13 protein-coding genes are annotated in these 13,574 nt (G+C 70.6%); 9 read left to right on the plus strand and 4 right to left on the minus strand.

Annotation, left to right across the window (positions count from 1 at the left end):
- Both JGS39_RS27270 and JGS39_RS27275 read left to right on the plus strand, forming a co-directional pair.
- A partial coding sequence (locus JGS39_RS27270; protein WP_219572252.1) for an alpha/beta hydrolase occupies window positions 1-980 on the plus strand: 980 nt, incomplete at its 5' end.
- On the plus strand, window positions 977-2,185 hold the full coding sequence (locus JGS39_RS27275) for an acyltransferase family protein (RefSeq protein WP_219572253.1): 1,209 nt from the start codon (window positions 977-979) through the stop codon (window positions 2,183-2,185). The genes JGS39_RS27270 and JGS39_RS27275, both read left to right, overlap by 4 nt.
- A 52-nt stretch (window positions 2,186-2,237) precedes the next feature.
- Here JGS39_RS27275 and JGS39_RS27280 read toward each other — a convergent pair whose 3' ends face one another.
- Window positions 2,238-3,254, minus strand: coding sequence for an aldo/keto reductase (locus JGS39_RS27280; RefSeq protein WP_219572254.1), 1,017 nt, complete (start codon window positions 3,252-3,254; stop codon window positions 2,238-2,240).
- Window positions 3,254-3,739, minus strand: coding sequence for a MerR family transcriptional regulator (locus tag JGS39_RS27285; protein ID WP_371930388.1), 486 nt, complete (start codon window positions 3,737-3,739; stop codon window positions 3,254-3,256). The genes JGS39_RS27280 and JGS39_RS27285 overlap by 1 nt, the downstream gene beginning before the upstream one ends.
- Window positions 3,740-3,830: 91 nt before the next feature.
- Between JGS39_RS27285 and JGS39_RS27290 the strand changes: the two genes are divergently transcribed.
- The 4 genes from JGS39_RS27290 (at window position 3,831) to JGS39_RS27305 (ending at window position 7,445) form a co-directional block, all read left to right on the plus strand.
- Window positions 3,831-4,646, plus strand: a complete 816-nt coding sequence (locus JGS39_RS27290) for a serine hydrolase domain-containing protein (protein ID WP_219572255.1) — start codon at window positions 3,831-3,833, stop codon at window positions 4,644-4,646.
- A gap of 326 nt (window positions 4,647-4,972) precedes the next feature.
- A complete protein-coding gene (locus JGS39_RS27295; RefSeq protein ID WP_219572256.1) occupies window positions 4,973-5,704 on the plus strand; it encodes an alpha/beta fold hydrolase in 732 nt (243 codons plus the stop codon).
- A 203-nt stretch (window positions 5,705-5,907) separates the two neighbouring features.
- Window positions 5,908-6,555 carry an RNA polymerase sigma factor gene (locus tag JGS39_RS27300; RefSeq protein WP_219572263.1) on the plus strand — a complete coding sequence of 216 codons (648 nt, stop codon included), beginning with the start codon at window positions 5,908-5,910 and terminating at the stop codon, window positions 6,553-6,555.
- A 77-nt stretch (window positions 6,556-6,632) separates the two neighbouring features.
- The gene (locus tag JGS39_RS27305; protein WP_219572257.1) at window positions 6,633-7,445 is read left to right on the plus strand and encodes a hypothetical protein; all 813 of its coding nucleotides are present in this window, start codon (window positions 6,633-6,635) and stop codon (window positions 7,443-7,445) included.
- A 99-nt stretch (window positions 7,446-7,544) separates the two neighbouring features.
- Here JGS39_RS27305 and JGS39_RS27310 read toward each other — a convergent pair whose 3' ends face one another.
- Entirely contained in the window at window positions 7,545-9,614 is a 2,070-nt protein-coding gene (locus tag JGS39_RS27310; RefSeq protein WP_219572258.1) for an alkaline phosphatase family protein, read from the minus strand.
- A gap of 247 nt (window positions 9,615-9,861) precedes the next feature.
- On the opposite strand from JGS39_RS27310, the gene JGS39_RS27315 reads away from it, so the two are divergent.
- From JGS39_RS27315 to JGS39_RS27325, 3 genes are all read left to right on the plus strand, one after another.
- Complete coding sequence (locus JGS39_RS27315) at window positions 9,862-10,455, plus strand: GNAT family N-acetyltransferase (RefSeq protein ID WP_219572259.1); 594 nt, start codon at window positions 9,862-9,864, stop codon at window positions 10,453-10,455.
- Between the two features lie 528 nt (window positions 10,456-10,983).
- Window positions 10,984-12,969, plus strand: a complete 1,986-nt coding sequence (locus JGS39_RS27320; RefSeq protein WP_219572260.1) for a tetratricopeptide repeat protein — start codon at window positions 10,984-10,986, stop codon at window positions 12,967-12,969.
- 83 nt (window positions 12,970-13,052) lie between these two features.
- Window positions 13,053-13,367, plus strand: a complete 315-nt coding sequence (locus JGS39_RS27325; RefSeq protein WP_219572261.1) for a hypothetical protein — start codon at window positions 13,053-13,055, stop codon at window positions 13,365-13,367.
- 22 nt (window positions 13,368-13,389) lie between these two features.
- Here JGS39_RS27325 and JGS39_RS27330 read toward each other — a convergent pair.
- A partial coding sequence (locus JGS39_RS27330; protein WP_443742929.1) for a pirin family protein occupies window positions 13,390-13,574 on the minus strand: 185 nt, incomplete at its 5' end.

Genomic DNA, 13,574 nt, shown 5'->3' on the forward strand with positions numbered 1-13,574 from the left:
ACGCCCAGCAGGCACTGACGGGGCCGCCTCCCGGCACCGCCGCCTGGCGGTCGGATCACGTACTGGGGCGGGAGCTGCCCGATCCGGCGCGGGACACTCCCGCCGAAGTGGCCCGGTTCTTCGCGGGGTTGGGCGAGCGGGACCGGCAGTCCCTGGTCGCACGGCATCCGCTCGTCGTCGGAAACCTCGACGGCGCACCCGTCGAACTCCGCTACCGGGCCAACGCCCTGGCCCTGAAGGCCGATCCCGACCCCCGGTACGCGAGTCTGGCCGCGGACCCGCACCGCCGGATCCTCGCGTTCGATCCGCGTGGCCGCGGCCAGGTCGCCGAGGTCTTCGGGGACCTGGCCACGGCGGGCCGGGTGTCGGTCGTGGTGCCGGGCTCCGACATCGACGCCGGGACCTTCGACCGTACGAACGATGTGTACGGAACGCCGGCCGGCATGGCCAGGTCGCTGTACGCGGAGACCGGTCCCGGCAGCGCGGTGATCGCCTGGGCCGGGTACACCACGCCCGTAGGCGTCGGAGTGGACGCCGCGACCGGCTCGCTCGCCGAGGCCGGGGCGGACCGCCTGACTCGGTTCACGGACGGGCTCGCCGCCACGGGCGTGCCCGAGCCCACGGTGTTCTGCCACAGCTACGGCTCCGTCGTCTGCGGCCTCGCCGCGCCCCGGCTGCGCGCGGGCGACCTGGTCGTCCTCGGCTCGCCCGGGATGCGCGCGGACGACGTCGGCGATCTGCACACCGGAGCCCGGGTGTGGGCCGCGAAGGACCCCGACGACTGGATCGACAACGTCCCGAACGTCGAGTTCGCGGGGCTCGGCCACGGCGCCGACCCGACCTCCCCGGAGTTCGGCGCCCGCCGGGTGCCCGCCGGTGACGCCCATGGCCACACGGGCTACTTCGCCCCCGGCACCGAGTCCCTCCACGCCTTCGCCGCGATCGCGGAAGGCACCTACGCGGACAGGGGCGCCCGATGAGCCCGCACGCCCTCGCCTCCCGTATCGAGGCCCGTACCCCGGCCCACCGCGACCGCGCCCTCGACGGTCTGCGCGCCCTGGCCCTGCTCGCCGTCCCCACCGGGCACTGGCTGCTCGGCGGATTCCGGCTCGACGGCGGCGGGGCGCTGCACAACGCCAGTCCGCTCTCGGCCTTCGGCGCGCTCGCCCCGTTCAGCTGGGTGCTGCAGATGCTGGGCGTCTTCTTCCTCGTCGGCGGGTACGCCTCGGTGCTCTCCTACCGCAGGCGGAAGTCGACGACGGGCGCCTGGCTGCGCGGGCGGATGGCCCGTCTCGGCCGGCCGGTGCTCGGGGTGACGGCCGTCTGGGCGGTGCTGATCCCGGTGCTGCACACGCTCGGGGTGCCGGGCGACACCCTGCGGACCGGGTCGACGCTGGTGATCCAGCCGCTCTGGTTCGTCGGCGTGTACGCGGTGGTCACCGCGCTGACGCCGTACTGCATCCGCCTGGCGAAACGGCTCGGCGGCTGGGCCGCGGCCCCGTTGCTCGGCGCGGTCGCCGTCGTCGACCTGCTGCGTTACGGGCCGCTCGGTGACTCCATGCCCTCCTGGCTGAGCATGCTCAACATCGTTCCCGGCTGGCTCTTCGCGTACCAGCTCGGCGTCTCATGGGCCGAGGGCCGGATCGGGAAGCGGGGCGCCCGGCTGCTGCTCGTCGGCGGGGGCGTGCTGTTCGCCGCTCTGCTGCTGTTCTTCCACTACCCGGCGTCGATGGTCGGGGTGCCGGGCGAGGCGCGTACCAACTCGCATCCCCCGTCGCTGCTGGTCCTCGCGCTGGGAGCCGCGCAGAGCGGTGCGGCGATCCTGCTGCGCGACCGGATCGGCCGGCTGCTGCGCAGGCCGCTGGTGTGGGCGCCGGTCCTCGTCGTCAACCTGTCGGCGATGACGATCCTGTGCTGGCACCAGACGGCGATGCTCGCCGCGGCGGTCCCGGCGTCCTTCGCGGGGGCGGTACCCGGACTGACGACCGGGCCGGACACGCTCGGCTGGATCCTGGCCCGGGTGGCCTGGATGCCGGTGTTCGCGGGACTGCTGGTGCTGATCGCACGGTACGCGCGCCGGTTCGAGGCGCCGTGGAAGGCGGGGACCCGCGCCGCGAACGCCCGCCGCGCGATGGCGGGGGTGCTCGCGGCGGGGTTCGCGGTGTTCGCGCTGGGGCTGGCGTGAGGCGGGACCCGGCGTCTGCTCGCGCGGGATGACGGAGGCCGGCCCCGGCGTCCTACTCGCGCGCGGTGGCCGTGTTGCTCATGTCCGGGTAGCGGTCGCCCGCGACCTGGCCGGCGATCGGCTCCAGCAGGGCCAGCTCCTCGGCGGTCAGCGTCAGCCGGGTCGCGCCGACGTTCTCCAGCAGCCGGCTGCTCTTGCGGGTGCCGGGGATCGGCACGACGGCCAGCCCGTGCACCTGCGCCCGCTGCTGCACCCAGGCCAGCGCCACCTGGGCGGCGGTCGCCCCGTGAGCGGCGGCGATCTTGTGGACGGGCTCCAGCAGTGCGGCGTTGGTCTTCGCGTTGTCGCCGGTGAAGCGCGGCTGGAACTGCCGGAAGTCGTTCTTCGACAGGTCCTTGCCCGCGTCCGCGAACGCCCCGGTCAGGAACCCCCGGCCGAGCGGCGAGTACGGCACGAACGTCACGCCCAGCTCGACGGCGGCGGGCACGGCGCTGCGCTCGACGTCCCGGCTGAAGAGCGACCACTCGGACTGGAGGGCGGCGATGGGGTGCACGGCGTGTGCCTCGCGCAGTTCCGCGCCCGTCACCTCACTGAGCCCGAGCTGCTTGACCTTGCCCGCCCGCACCAGCTCCGCCATCGCGCCGACGGACTCCGCCAGCGGGATCTCCGGGTCGCGACGGTGCATGTAGTAGAGGTCGATGACGTCGGTGTTCAGCCGCCGCAGGCTGTCCTCGACGGCCCGGCGGATGTAGGCGGGGTCGTTGCGCACACCCCGGTAGTGCGGGTCGTCGTCGCGCCGCTCGATGGCGAACTTGGTGGCGAGGGTGATCTCGTCCCGGTGCGCGCCGACGAAGGGGGCGATGAACGTCTCGTTGGCGCCGCTGCCGTAGATGTCGGCGGTGTCGAAGAGCGTGACGCCGGCGGCGAGAGCCGTCTCCAGGGTCTCGCGGGCGGCGGCCTCGTCGGTGTCTCCGTAGAACTCGCTCATGCCCATGCAGCCGAGCCCCTGGACACCGACCCGCGGGCCGTTCTTGCCGAGCTCCGCGGTCTCGATCTTCTTGTCACTCATCAGGCACTGGGCCTTTCCGGCGCCCGCTGGGCGCCTGCGTAGAACTCGATCTTGTAGTCGAGGACGGCAAGGGTGTCCTGGAGCTCCGCGATCCGCGTCCTCACGTCGCGGCGGGTCGCCTCCAGCAGTTCCTTGCGCTCGTCGAAGGTGTGGTCGCCCTCGCGCAGCAGCTCCGCGTACCGGACCATGTCGGCGACCGGCATCCCGGTCAGCCGCAGCTTGCCCACGAAGCCGAGCCAGTCCAAGTCGGCGTTGGTGAAGCGGCGCTGTCCCGTGTGCGAGCGGTCGACGTGCGACATCAGCCCGATCCGCTCGTACCAGCGCAGCGTGTGAGCGCTCAGCCCGGTGAAGGCGGCCACCTCGCTGATGGTGTAGCGGTCCTGGCCCTCGGGACGTGGGTGGGGCCGGGGGGCAGACGCACAGGTGTCCACGCCTGCCGAGGTGGTCTGCGTCTCCGTCACCGTCATCGTCTCCGTCACCGTCATGCCTCCACGCTAGAACCCTGGAGTGCACTCTAAGCAAGCGTTGCCGGACGCCAGTTTCGGCCACAACCGCGGACGACCTAATCTCGTACGTATGCAGAGCCTGGCGATGATCGAGAACTGGCCCGTCCCCACCGCCGCGGCGGCCGTCGTACGAGCGGACGGCACCGTCCTCGGTACGCACGGCCCCACCGCGCACCGCTTCCCGCTCGCCTCCGTCACCAAGCCGCTCGCGGCCTATGCGGCTCTGGTGGCGTACGAGGAGGGCGCGGTCGAGCTCGACGAACCAGCTGGCCCGGAGGGCTCCACGGTCCGCCACCTGCTCGCCCACACCAGCGGCCTCGCGTTCGACGAGCACCGGGTCACCGCCCCGCCCGGTACCCGGCGCCTCTACTCCAACGCGGGCTTCGAGGTCCTCGGCGACCACATCGCGAAGGCCACCGACATCCCGTTCGCGGAGTACCTGCGCCAGGCGGTCCTGGAACCCCTGGGCATGAGCGCGACCTCGCTGGACGGCTCCCCGGCCCGCGACGGTGTCTCGACGGTCGAGGACCTGGCCCGGTTCGCGGGGGAGGTCCAGGCGCCCCGACTCCTGGACCCGCGCACGGTGCTGGAGGCGCAGACCGTCGTCCACCCCGGCCTGAAGGGCGTACTGCCCGGCTACGGCCACCAGAACCCGAACGACTGGGGCCTGGGCTTCGAGATCCGCGACCACAAGGCCCCGCACTGGACGGGCACCCACTCCTCCCCCGCGACGTTCGGCCACTTCGGCCAGTCGGGCACGTTCCTGTGGATCGACCCGGTCGCGGGCGCGGCGTGCGTGGCGCTCACCGACCGCGCGTTCGGCCCGTGGGCAGCGGAGGTGTGGCCCCCGTTCACGGACGCGGTGCTGGCGGAGCTGTCGGCGTAACCGGGCCGACGGCGGCCAGGCACGCGAACCACACGGCCTTCCCGCCGCCGTCCCGGCGCGCCTCGACGCCCCACTTGCCGGTGACGGCGTCGACGAGCAGCAGCCCCCTCCCGCGATCGTGGAGGGCAGTCGTCGCGGCGATGCGGGGCAACTGAGGACAGTCAGCGACGACTTCGACGCGTACGCCCTCACCGCCGGGCAGTCGGAAGATGAAGGTCTGACACCTTCGCCCCGGCACGTGCCGGACCACGTTGACGATCAGCTCGGTGAGTGCGAGCTCGGCTCATCGGTAAGCTCGGCCCGTACAGGCGTGCTCTGGGGGGCTCATGACGGCAGCGGTTGCACCACCCATCGTTTTCGTCCACGGAACGCGGTTCAGCGCGGGGCAGTGGAGTGCACAACTCGCCGCGCTCCGTACTGACTTCCCGGTCGCCGCCGTTGACCTGCCGGGGCACGGCGCACGTTCCGGTCAGCCCTGGAGCCTGACGTCGGCCACGGAGATCATCGCGTCCGCCGTGGACTCGCTGGACAGCGGACCGGCCCTCGTCGTCGGGCACTCGCTCGGCGGGTACGCCTCGCTGGAGTTCGCGCGGCGCTGCCCCGGGCGGCTGCGGGGGCTGGTTCTCGCGGGGGCCAGTGCCTCGACGCGTGGGGCGTGGGCGACGCCGTACCGGTGGGCCGCCGGGCTGGTGCCCCGCGTACCGGCGGACCGGCTGACGCGGATGAACGACCGGTTGCTGCGGCGGCTCTACCCGGCTGATGTGGTGGAGGCGACCATTCGTTCCGGCTACGCCTTCCATACGCTGCCGGCCGCCTGGGGCGAGGTGCTGGGGCGGTTCGACGCGAATGCGATGCGTCATGTGGCGGCTCCCGTGCTCATCCTGAACGGCGAGAAGGACACCGTCTTCCGGTCAGGTGAAGCCGCCTTCGCCCGGGCCCATCCTCAGGCGCGTGTCGAGTTGATCCCGCGGGCGAGGCATCTTTCGAACTTCGATGATCCGGAGGCCTTCACCGACGCCGTCCGCCGCTTCGCCCGTGAGCTGACCGCCGCGGGCTGACCGCGCCCGTCCACCTCACCGCCGAACTCCCGGCCGGGGTGCCATGCTGCGCGGTCGACGACGTGGACTCCTGCGTGGACGCGATGATCAAACCACGACACATCGACGGCAAGATCGCCTTCGTGGCAGGGCCGAATCCGTCCGACGACACGGAGATCCGGCCCGGCGGGAACCTTCGGCCCGTTGCCGGACACGTACAGGGCATGGAACTGAACGACGCTGATCCCGCCGTCCCGGTCGGAGGGATGTCCGACCGGGTGCTGTGGGCGAGGGCCGTCGATGGGGACCGGGAGGCGTTCGGCCGGATCTTCGACCGTCACGGGAAGACCGTCTACAACTATCTGTTCCGGCGGACGGCCGACTGGTCCGAGGCCGAAGACCTCACGTCGACCGTGTTCCTGCACGCCTGGCGCCGGCGGTCGGAGACCGTACTCGACCGCGATTCGGCCCTGCCGTGGCTGCTCGGCATCGCCGACCGCCTGGTGTCGAACACCAGACGGCGGCTGAGGCGGGCCGAGGCGCTGCTGCACCGGCTCGTCTCGCACGACGAGCCGGTGGGCGACCACGCGGACCGCGTCGCCGTCCGGGTCGACGACGAGCGTCGCATGTCGGAGATCCACCGGGCGCTGGCCCGGCTGCCCCGCCACGAACGCGAGGTCGTCGAGCTCTGCGTGTGGTCGGGCCTGGACCAGCAAGCAGCCGCCGCAACGCTGAAGGTGGCAGTCGGAACCGTGAAGTCCCGACTGCACAGGGCCCGGCGAAGGCTGGGGGCCGACCTCGTCGGCGGAGCCATGGTCGCGGCGTCGTTCAGTTCGAAGAACCCCGTCAACGCGGAAGAGGTCGCACGATGAATGACACGCAGGGCATTCCTGCGGCTCCTTCCGATCGCGATCTGCCGAATCATCGGCGGACCCGAGAGGAGCTATTGATGAAGATCGACTCTGAGGGCAACCAGGCTTCGCTGCGCAGCAGGTGGGGAGTGCCGCTGGGGGTCGCCGCCGGCGTCGCGGCGCTGAGCGTCGGGGCCGTGGCCCTCTTCAGCGGGGCGGGGGAAGCCCAACCGGTTCTCGCCTCCCCCGCCGGAAACCCGTCGGGCGCCGCCGCGTCACCGAGCGCGGGCGCCACGCACGACTCCACGTCGGGCGGAGTCGGCAAGGCGCCGACGTCCGCACCGGACACCTTCACCGTCACCAGTGGGAAGACCACCCCGATCGACTCGGGGACCGTCAGCAAGATCCTGTCGTCCTGCCTCGGTTCGGACGCCTCCCGGTACGAGGCGGTGATCGGGGTACGCACTCCCCTCGCCTCGAAGGACTGGGACGGCGTGGTCGTCGCCGTCGACTCCGCCGGCCAGTACGTGCAGTGCGAGTCGAAGGGCGACAAGGGCAACAGCCCGGACTCCCCGCCCACGTTCATCAACAACCGCCTGTGGGGCACCGGACACACGATCGCGTACTTCGACTCCATCGGCGCGCCCGTCGGCAAGAAGCAGCTCGTCATGCTGGGCGCCGGGCACCACGCGCCCAACGTTGCCAAGGTGACCATCAGCTACGGCGACGACCCGAAGCAGTACCCGGCGGTCATGGCAGGCGGCGCGTTCGTCTACGCGGCGGCTCTCTCCACCGACTCGTCCCACATCGACCGGCGGGATGCGGCGGGCCCGAACCCCTACGTCCACGCCTTCGACGCATCAGGCAAGGAGATCTACAACCAGGCGAAGGACCCGCAGTTCGCCGGCTAGCGGCGGGCCCGGGGCCGTCGCGGGCCCGCCCCGAGGCGGGCCCGATGTGCGGGATCCCGGTCCTGCCGGGATCCCGCACATCCGTCACCGCCCTCCGCCTCAGAGCGTCGCCACGCGTCCCGCGTACCGCTGGGTCCAGCCGGTGCCGGTGTCCGCGGTGAGCACCACGTCGTAGTAGCCGCGCTCGGTGGGCCAGTTCACGACGGTGGAGTGGCCGCCGGGCACGGTGACCTTCCGGGTGCCGCCGGCGTAGTCGTTGGCCTTGAGGGTGTAACGGACGGGATGACGGCCGTCGTTGTGCAGCCTCAGCCGGACCACAGCGCGCCTGCCCCTGACCAGCTCCGCCTCGACGCGCGGAAGGCCGTCGCGCCGCTTGCTCCCGCTCTCCGGAATCACCTGGCCGGCGAAGGAACGCAGGAAGCCGTCGGGGCCGTAGACCGAGAAGGCGTACTTGCCGTCCGTCTGCGTCGCGTCCCAGGTGTACGAGCGAGGGGCCGCCGCGCTCACCGTGTACGGCGTGTTGGCGAACGGGAGGTACTGGTCGGGGAAGACCTGGAGGCTCACCGCCTTGCCCTCCGGGCCGCCGGACAGCGTCATGGACGCGGTCACCGTGCCGGCGGTCCGGTCCTCGGTGAAGGTGGCGTGCGGGTGGAAGGAGAGGCCGCGGGGTTCCATCCGGTCGCGTGGCGGCTTCGGCGGGGTGCCGGTGACCGGGTCGGCGATGACGACCGGGCCCGGGCGCGGGTGCGCGAAGTCGATCGCGCTGGTCAGGTCGCCGGCGATCGAGCGGCGCCACTCGGTGATGTTCGGGCAGGTGAACGGCTTGCCCAGATGGGCGGCCCAGGTCTCCAGGAACTTCACCGTCGAGGTGTGGTCGAACACCTCCGACGCGACATAGCCACCGCGTGTCCACGGCGAGACCAGCAGCATCGGTACGCGGGGACCGAACCCGTACGGCGTGGTGCCGGAGAACTCGCCGGGCGTGCCCTCCTCGGGGCGCGGGGGCAGGACGTGGTCGAACTTTCCGTCGTTCTCGTCGTAGGTGATGATCACCAGGGTGTGGTTCCAGATGTCCTCGTTGCTCTGGAGCGTCTTGAGGATCTTGTTCATGTAGCGCTCGCCGTGCACCGTGTCGAAGCCCGGGTGTTCGCTCCACGCGGCGGGCATCACCACCCAGGAGACCTCGGGAAGCGGGTGCTCCGCCCCGGGCTCGCAGGCGGCGATCAGGTCGCGGAGGACCGCGTCGAGGTTCGCCTCGGAGTCGTCGTTGGGCGTGGTGGCGCCCTCGTAGACGAAGGAGTTGGCCTTCCAGATCTTGCCGGTGCCGGGTTCGAGGTCGGCCTCGTCCGCCGTGCGGGGGTCGAACGCGGCGAAGCTGTTGGTGACGTTGCAGCCGTACTCGCCCACGAAGCCGCTCTGGAGGCTGCCGCCGACGCCGTTGCCGCTGTTGTCGGAGTAGACCCGCCAGTCGATGCCGGCCTGCTGGAGCTGCTCGGGGACCGTGGTCCAGGTGCGGCTGTAGTTGTTCTGCTTGGCGTTGGTGGTCTCGCCGCCGCCCGAACCGGTCATCAGGTAGTAGCGGTTGGGGATGGTCGGCCCGTGCATCGAGCAGAAGTTCATGTCGCAGACGGTGTAGTGGGAGGCCAGCGAGTACATCCAGGGCATGTAGTCGGGCGTGTAGTACCACATGCAGTGATCGCCCTTGTCCTTCACCCAGGTGTCCCACCGGCCGCCGTTGGCACCGTAGAAGTTGTGCTTGTCGCTCCAGGTGGCGGTCGACACGGCGGGCGTCACGATGGCGCCGGTGGCGTCGCGTTGCTGGAAGACGGTGGTGCCGTCCTGGAACTTCAGGACCTGCTTGTCGTCGTGCCCGCGTGCTCCGCGAAGCTGACCGAGGTAGTGGTCGAAGGACCGGTTCTCCTGCATGAGGATCACCACGTGCTTCAGATCGGATATGTCGCCGTTGTAGCCCTTGGGCAGGATGTACTCGGCCGCACTGGCCTGCGCCCCGCCGACCGCCTCGGCGACCGGGCCGGCCGCGAGCGCACCGAGGCCGACGGCGGCGGTCCGGAGCATCCGGCGCCGGGTGATGCGGAATTCGCCTGTGTTCTCGCCGGTGGCGCTGTTCTCGGTGTCGGGGCTCGGGGCGTCGGCGGTGTGGAGGATCATCAGGGGGCACCTCTGGGGGAGAGTGATTCGGGGGGGACGTCGGCGCGTGCCTGCGAAAACTAGGCCGCCGGAGAGAACGGCGGGCGAACCGTGGACGTATTCCTGAGGCACCGGCAGATTTCCACGGCCCTCGGCGCCGGTCGAGACGCTGCACGGTGATAGCCGAAACTCGTGCCCCGTTGGCTTGTTGATCCGCCATGCCGCGCCGGTAGTCGGTGATCACCGATGACCGCTACGCTCCCCGGCCATGACCGACATAGTCCGCGCGACCACCTCCGACGTCCCGGCGCTCGCCGGCGTCCTCGCCAGTGCGTACGCCGAGGACCCCGTCTGGTCCTGGCTGATGCCGCACGACCGGGACCGGAGGCTACGGCTCCTGTTCACCGCACACCTCGCCCAGCAGGTCCCGGCGGGCCGGGTGTGGACGGACGCGGACCGCACGGTGGCGGCGGTGTGGGCGGAGCCCGGGCAGTGGAAACTCCCGGTCACCTACCTGCTGCGCAACGCGGGGACCCTGCTGCGGGCGGGCCGGGCCCAACTCCCCAGGACCGGGATGCGACTGCTCGCGCTGGAACACCGCCATCCGGCCGGCCCCGCGCACTGGTACGTCGAGTACATCGGCACCCACGCGGACGCGCGCGGCACGGGGCGTGGCTCGCAGGTGCTGGGCGGGCTGCTGGAGCAGGCGGACGCGGACGGGCGGCCGGTGTTCCTGGAGTCGAGCAACCGGCGCAATCTGACGTTCTACGAGCGGCACGGGTTCGCGGTGCACGAGGAGATGACGTTCCGGTCCGGGCCGCCTATGTGGGCGATGTGGCGCCGGGAGACCGGCCGGTTCTGAACGGTCACCGTTCAGCGGCCTACAGCTCGCCAACGCGAAGGGTCCACGGGGACAGTCCTCCCTGCTCATAAAATCCTCGACAGGTCGGCGGCACCATGGAACCGTTCGCTCTACGATGCGCTGAGTCATCCGTACAGTGCAGTGCTCTCGGGGGAGGGTTCCGGCATGCGACGGATTCGAGCGGTTCGGACACGTGCGGGAGCGGGTGCCGCCGCTGCCGGACTGGGGGCTTCTGTCACGGTGGTGCTGGGTACCGTTGCCGAACGCGCGGGCGCGGTGGCACCCGCATGGGCCGACCGTCCCTGGGTGGTCTGGACGGTGTTCGGTGTACTCGGCGTCCTGAGCGCGGGTTTGGCCTCCGCGAGCCGCTGGCTGGACGGTGCCGCCGAGAACGGCGGAGGCCCGGCATCCAGCGCCCGGACCGGTTCACTGCATCCGCCGCACGTGGTCCTTCAGCGCGTGCGTGGCCGCGACCGGGAGATCTCCCGGCTCAGGGCGCTGCTCAAGAAACCCGACGGCCGGTTCGCGGTGCTGTGCGCGGCGGGCGGCATGGGCAAGACAACGCTCGCGGCAGCACTGGCCGAGTACGCCCGCCGCGACGGATACGCGGTTTTCTGGATTCGCTGGCGCGGTCCGGAATCCCTCTCGGACGACTTCATCCAGGCAGCCGTCGGCTGTGGCATGCCACGCAGCGCGATAGGTGCCGCGCAGTCCGGCAACGACAACCTGCCCGATGCTGTGTGGCGGCACTTCTCCAGAACAAAGAAGTGGCTGCTGGTCGTTGACAACGCCGACGAAGCCGAGCAGATCAGCCCGGAAGGCGAGGGTGTCGCCGACTACCGCGGCTGGATCCGCCCCTACGGACGGGGCCTGCTCCTGGTCACCAGCCGGGATACGGCCCCCGCGACGTGGGGACACGCGGCGGATCTGATCAGGCTCCAGCCGCTTCCGGCGGCGGCGGGCGGCAAGGTCCTGTTGGACAGTGCACCCGATGGCGGCACACTGGTGGAGGCTGAAACGCTGTCTTCCCGGCTCGGCGGGCTGCCCCTGGCCCTACAGGCAGCCGGACGCTATGTGACGGGATCCACGAGCAGACACCGTGACTTCGCCGCGTATCAGACCGCGCTGGAAGAGGAGTTGACCGCCTTGGTAGGTGCTGACAACCCGCGTCCTACGGATCCGAACGTGGCCAGGTCCACCGTCCGGCGTACCTGGGAGGTCTCACTCGATCAACTCGACCGCGAAGGTGTACCACTGGCCCGCCCACTGTTACGCCAACTGTCACTGTTCGCGGAGGCACCGGTGCCCCTGGCCTTCATCACACCGGAACTGCTGACGACGGCAGTCGGTCGGCCCGTCGGCCAGGCCGCCCTGGACCAGGCCTTGACTGGTCTCGAACGCTACGGCCTGCTGGGCGTTCCGGCGGAAGAACCAGGCGTGCCCGGAACAGGTCCTCGCGCAGGGAGCAGTGTCACCCTCCACCCGCTCGTCCGCGAGATCACCGCACTGTCTCTGACCACCGATGAGACGGACCGTCTCCACAGCTACGAGCAAGCAATGATCGACGCCCTGCGGAGTGAGGTGACGAATCTCCGCGCCGCCGGAGTGGCCGGCTGGACCACCGCGCGGCTACTCGCCCCGCATCTGTCTCTTCTGCTCGACCACCCGGCGCTCGTGCCGTCCGAGGACGCCTGCGCCGCCCTCAACACACTGGCGGATGTGCTGGGCGACGCGGGAAGCTATGCCCTCCAGCTCAGTCTGCGGCAGACCGTACTCGCCCACCGCGTCGAGTTGCTCGGCGACCAGCACCCGGACACCTTCACCGCCCGCAACCACTTCGCCAACAGCCTCCACAGTCTCGGCAGGTACGAACAGTCCGAAGGGATCCACCGGCAGAATCTGGCCGACCGGATCCGGGTGCTGGGACCGGAGCATCCCGATTCGCTCACGAGTCGGAACAATGTCGGATACGTTCTGCAACTTCGCGGTCAGTACGCAGAGGCCGCCTCCCTGCACTCCATGGTGCTCGCAGACCGCACCAGGCTCCTGGGAGCGGATCACCTCCTGACCCTGACCAGCCGCGACAACCTGGCCAAGTCATTCGACCAGCTCGGTGACCACACCGCGGCGGCTACGCTGCACACGCAGAACATCGCCGAATGCACCCGCGTACTGGGCCCCGATCACCCCCTCACCTTCACCAGCCGCGACAACCTTGCCGCGACGGTCAACCATCAGGGCGATCCGGGCCGCGCCGCGGAACTGCACCGGACTGTGTTCGCAGACCGCAGCCGTGCCCTCGGCCCGGACCATCCGCATACCTTGACCAGTGGAAACAATCTCGCGGACGCACTGCACCAGATGGGCGAACACGCTCAAGCCGCCGAGTTGCTGGAACAGACCCTCTCCGGCCGCGTGCGCATACTGGGCGCCGACCACCCGGACTCCCTGGCCACCCGCTCGCAACTGGCTGTCTGCCGGTCCGAGACAGGACGGCGACAGCGACGCCGCTGAACTGGGCCAGTGGTGACGTCGGGCGTGCGCCTGACGTCAACTCGTCTACGCCTCAGGGGGTTTCGAATGAGAGGTAAGCAGCCATGGGTGTGTACGACCGGCTGTTCGTGCCGGCACCGTCCCCGTGCCCTCAGTGCGGTGCACAAGGGGATCTGGTCATCCAGTTCCACTTCGGGGACGTGTACCTGCACAGGTTCCGCGTCGGCGACACAATCGCGTGGTCGGACAGGGCCAAGGGGTCCCCTCGGACCGGCCGTTTCGAGGTGCCCGGATATCCGGAATGGTGTACGCGGTGCGGGTTCGACCCCGAGGAGTACTACCTCGTGCAGTTCGACGGTGACGTGATCGTCGGCTACCGCGAAGCAACAGCCGGGGACATGGAGAGATTCGACTGGTGACGGTGGCGAAGGACGGCGCGCCTCAGTCCGGCAGTTCCCACATCAGCAGCTCGGCCGGAGCCCCGCCCGCGACCAGCTCCATGCCTTCCTCCCCGGCGATCCGCGCCGAGTCACCCACCCCCAGCTCCTCGTCGCCGAGCGCGACCCCGCCCCGTACCACGTGCACGTACACCCGTGGCGCGTCCGGCACCGCCGTGCGCTCGCCCT

Origin of the sequence: Streptomyces poriferorum, from assembly GCF_019399235.1 — a bacterium.
GTDB classification, from domain to species: Bacteria; Actinomycetota; Actinomycetes; order Streptomycetales; family Streptomycetaceae; genus Streptomyces; species Streptomyces poriferorum.

What these genes read in the sequence shown, in the direction of transcription:
- JGS39_RS27275 (WP_219572253.1), top strand. Translation starts at nt 977, where the DNA reads ATGAGCCCGCACGCCCTCGCCTCCCGTATCGAGGCCCGTACCCCGGCC.
- JGS39_RS27280 (WP_219572254.1), bottom strand. Translation starts at nt 3,254, where the DNA reads ATGAGTGACAAGAAGATCGAGACCGCGGAGCTCGGCAAGAACGGCCCG.
- JGS39_RS27285 (WP_371930388.1), bottom strand. Translation starts at nt 3,739, where the DNA reads ATGACGGTGACGGAGACGATGACGGTGACGGAGACGCAGACCACCTCG.
- JGS39_RS27290 (WP_219572255.1), top strand. Translation starts at nt 3,831, where the DNA reads ATGCAGAGCCTGGCGATGATCGAGAACTGGCCCGTCCCCACCGCCGCG.
- JGS39_RS27295 (WP_219572256.1), top strand. Translation starts at nt 4,973, where the DNA reads ATGACGGCAGCGGTTGCACCACCCATCGTTTTCGTCCACGGAACGCGG.
- JGS39_RS27300 (WP_219572263.1), top strand. Translation starts at nt 5,908, where the DNA reads ATGGAACTGAACGACGCTGATCCCGCCGTCCCGGTCGGAGGGATGTCC.
- JGS39_RS27305 (WP_219572257.1), top strand. Translation starts at nt 6,633, where the DNA reads ATGAAGATCGACTCTGAGGGCAACCAGGCTTCGCTGCGCAGCAGGTGG.
- JGS39_RS27310 (WP_219572258.1), bottom strand. Translation starts at nt 9,614, where the DNA reads ATGATCCTCCACACCGCCGACGCCCCGAGCCCCGACACCGAGAACAGC.
- JGS39_RS27315 (WP_219572259.1), top strand. Translation starts at nt 9,862, where the DNA reads ATGACCGACATAGTCCGCGCGACCACCTCCGACGTCCCGGCGCTCGCC.
- JGS39_RS27325 (WP_219572261.1), top strand. Translation starts at nt 13,053, where the DNA reads ATGGGTGTGTACGACCGGCTGTTCGTGCCGGCACCGTCCCCGTGCCCT.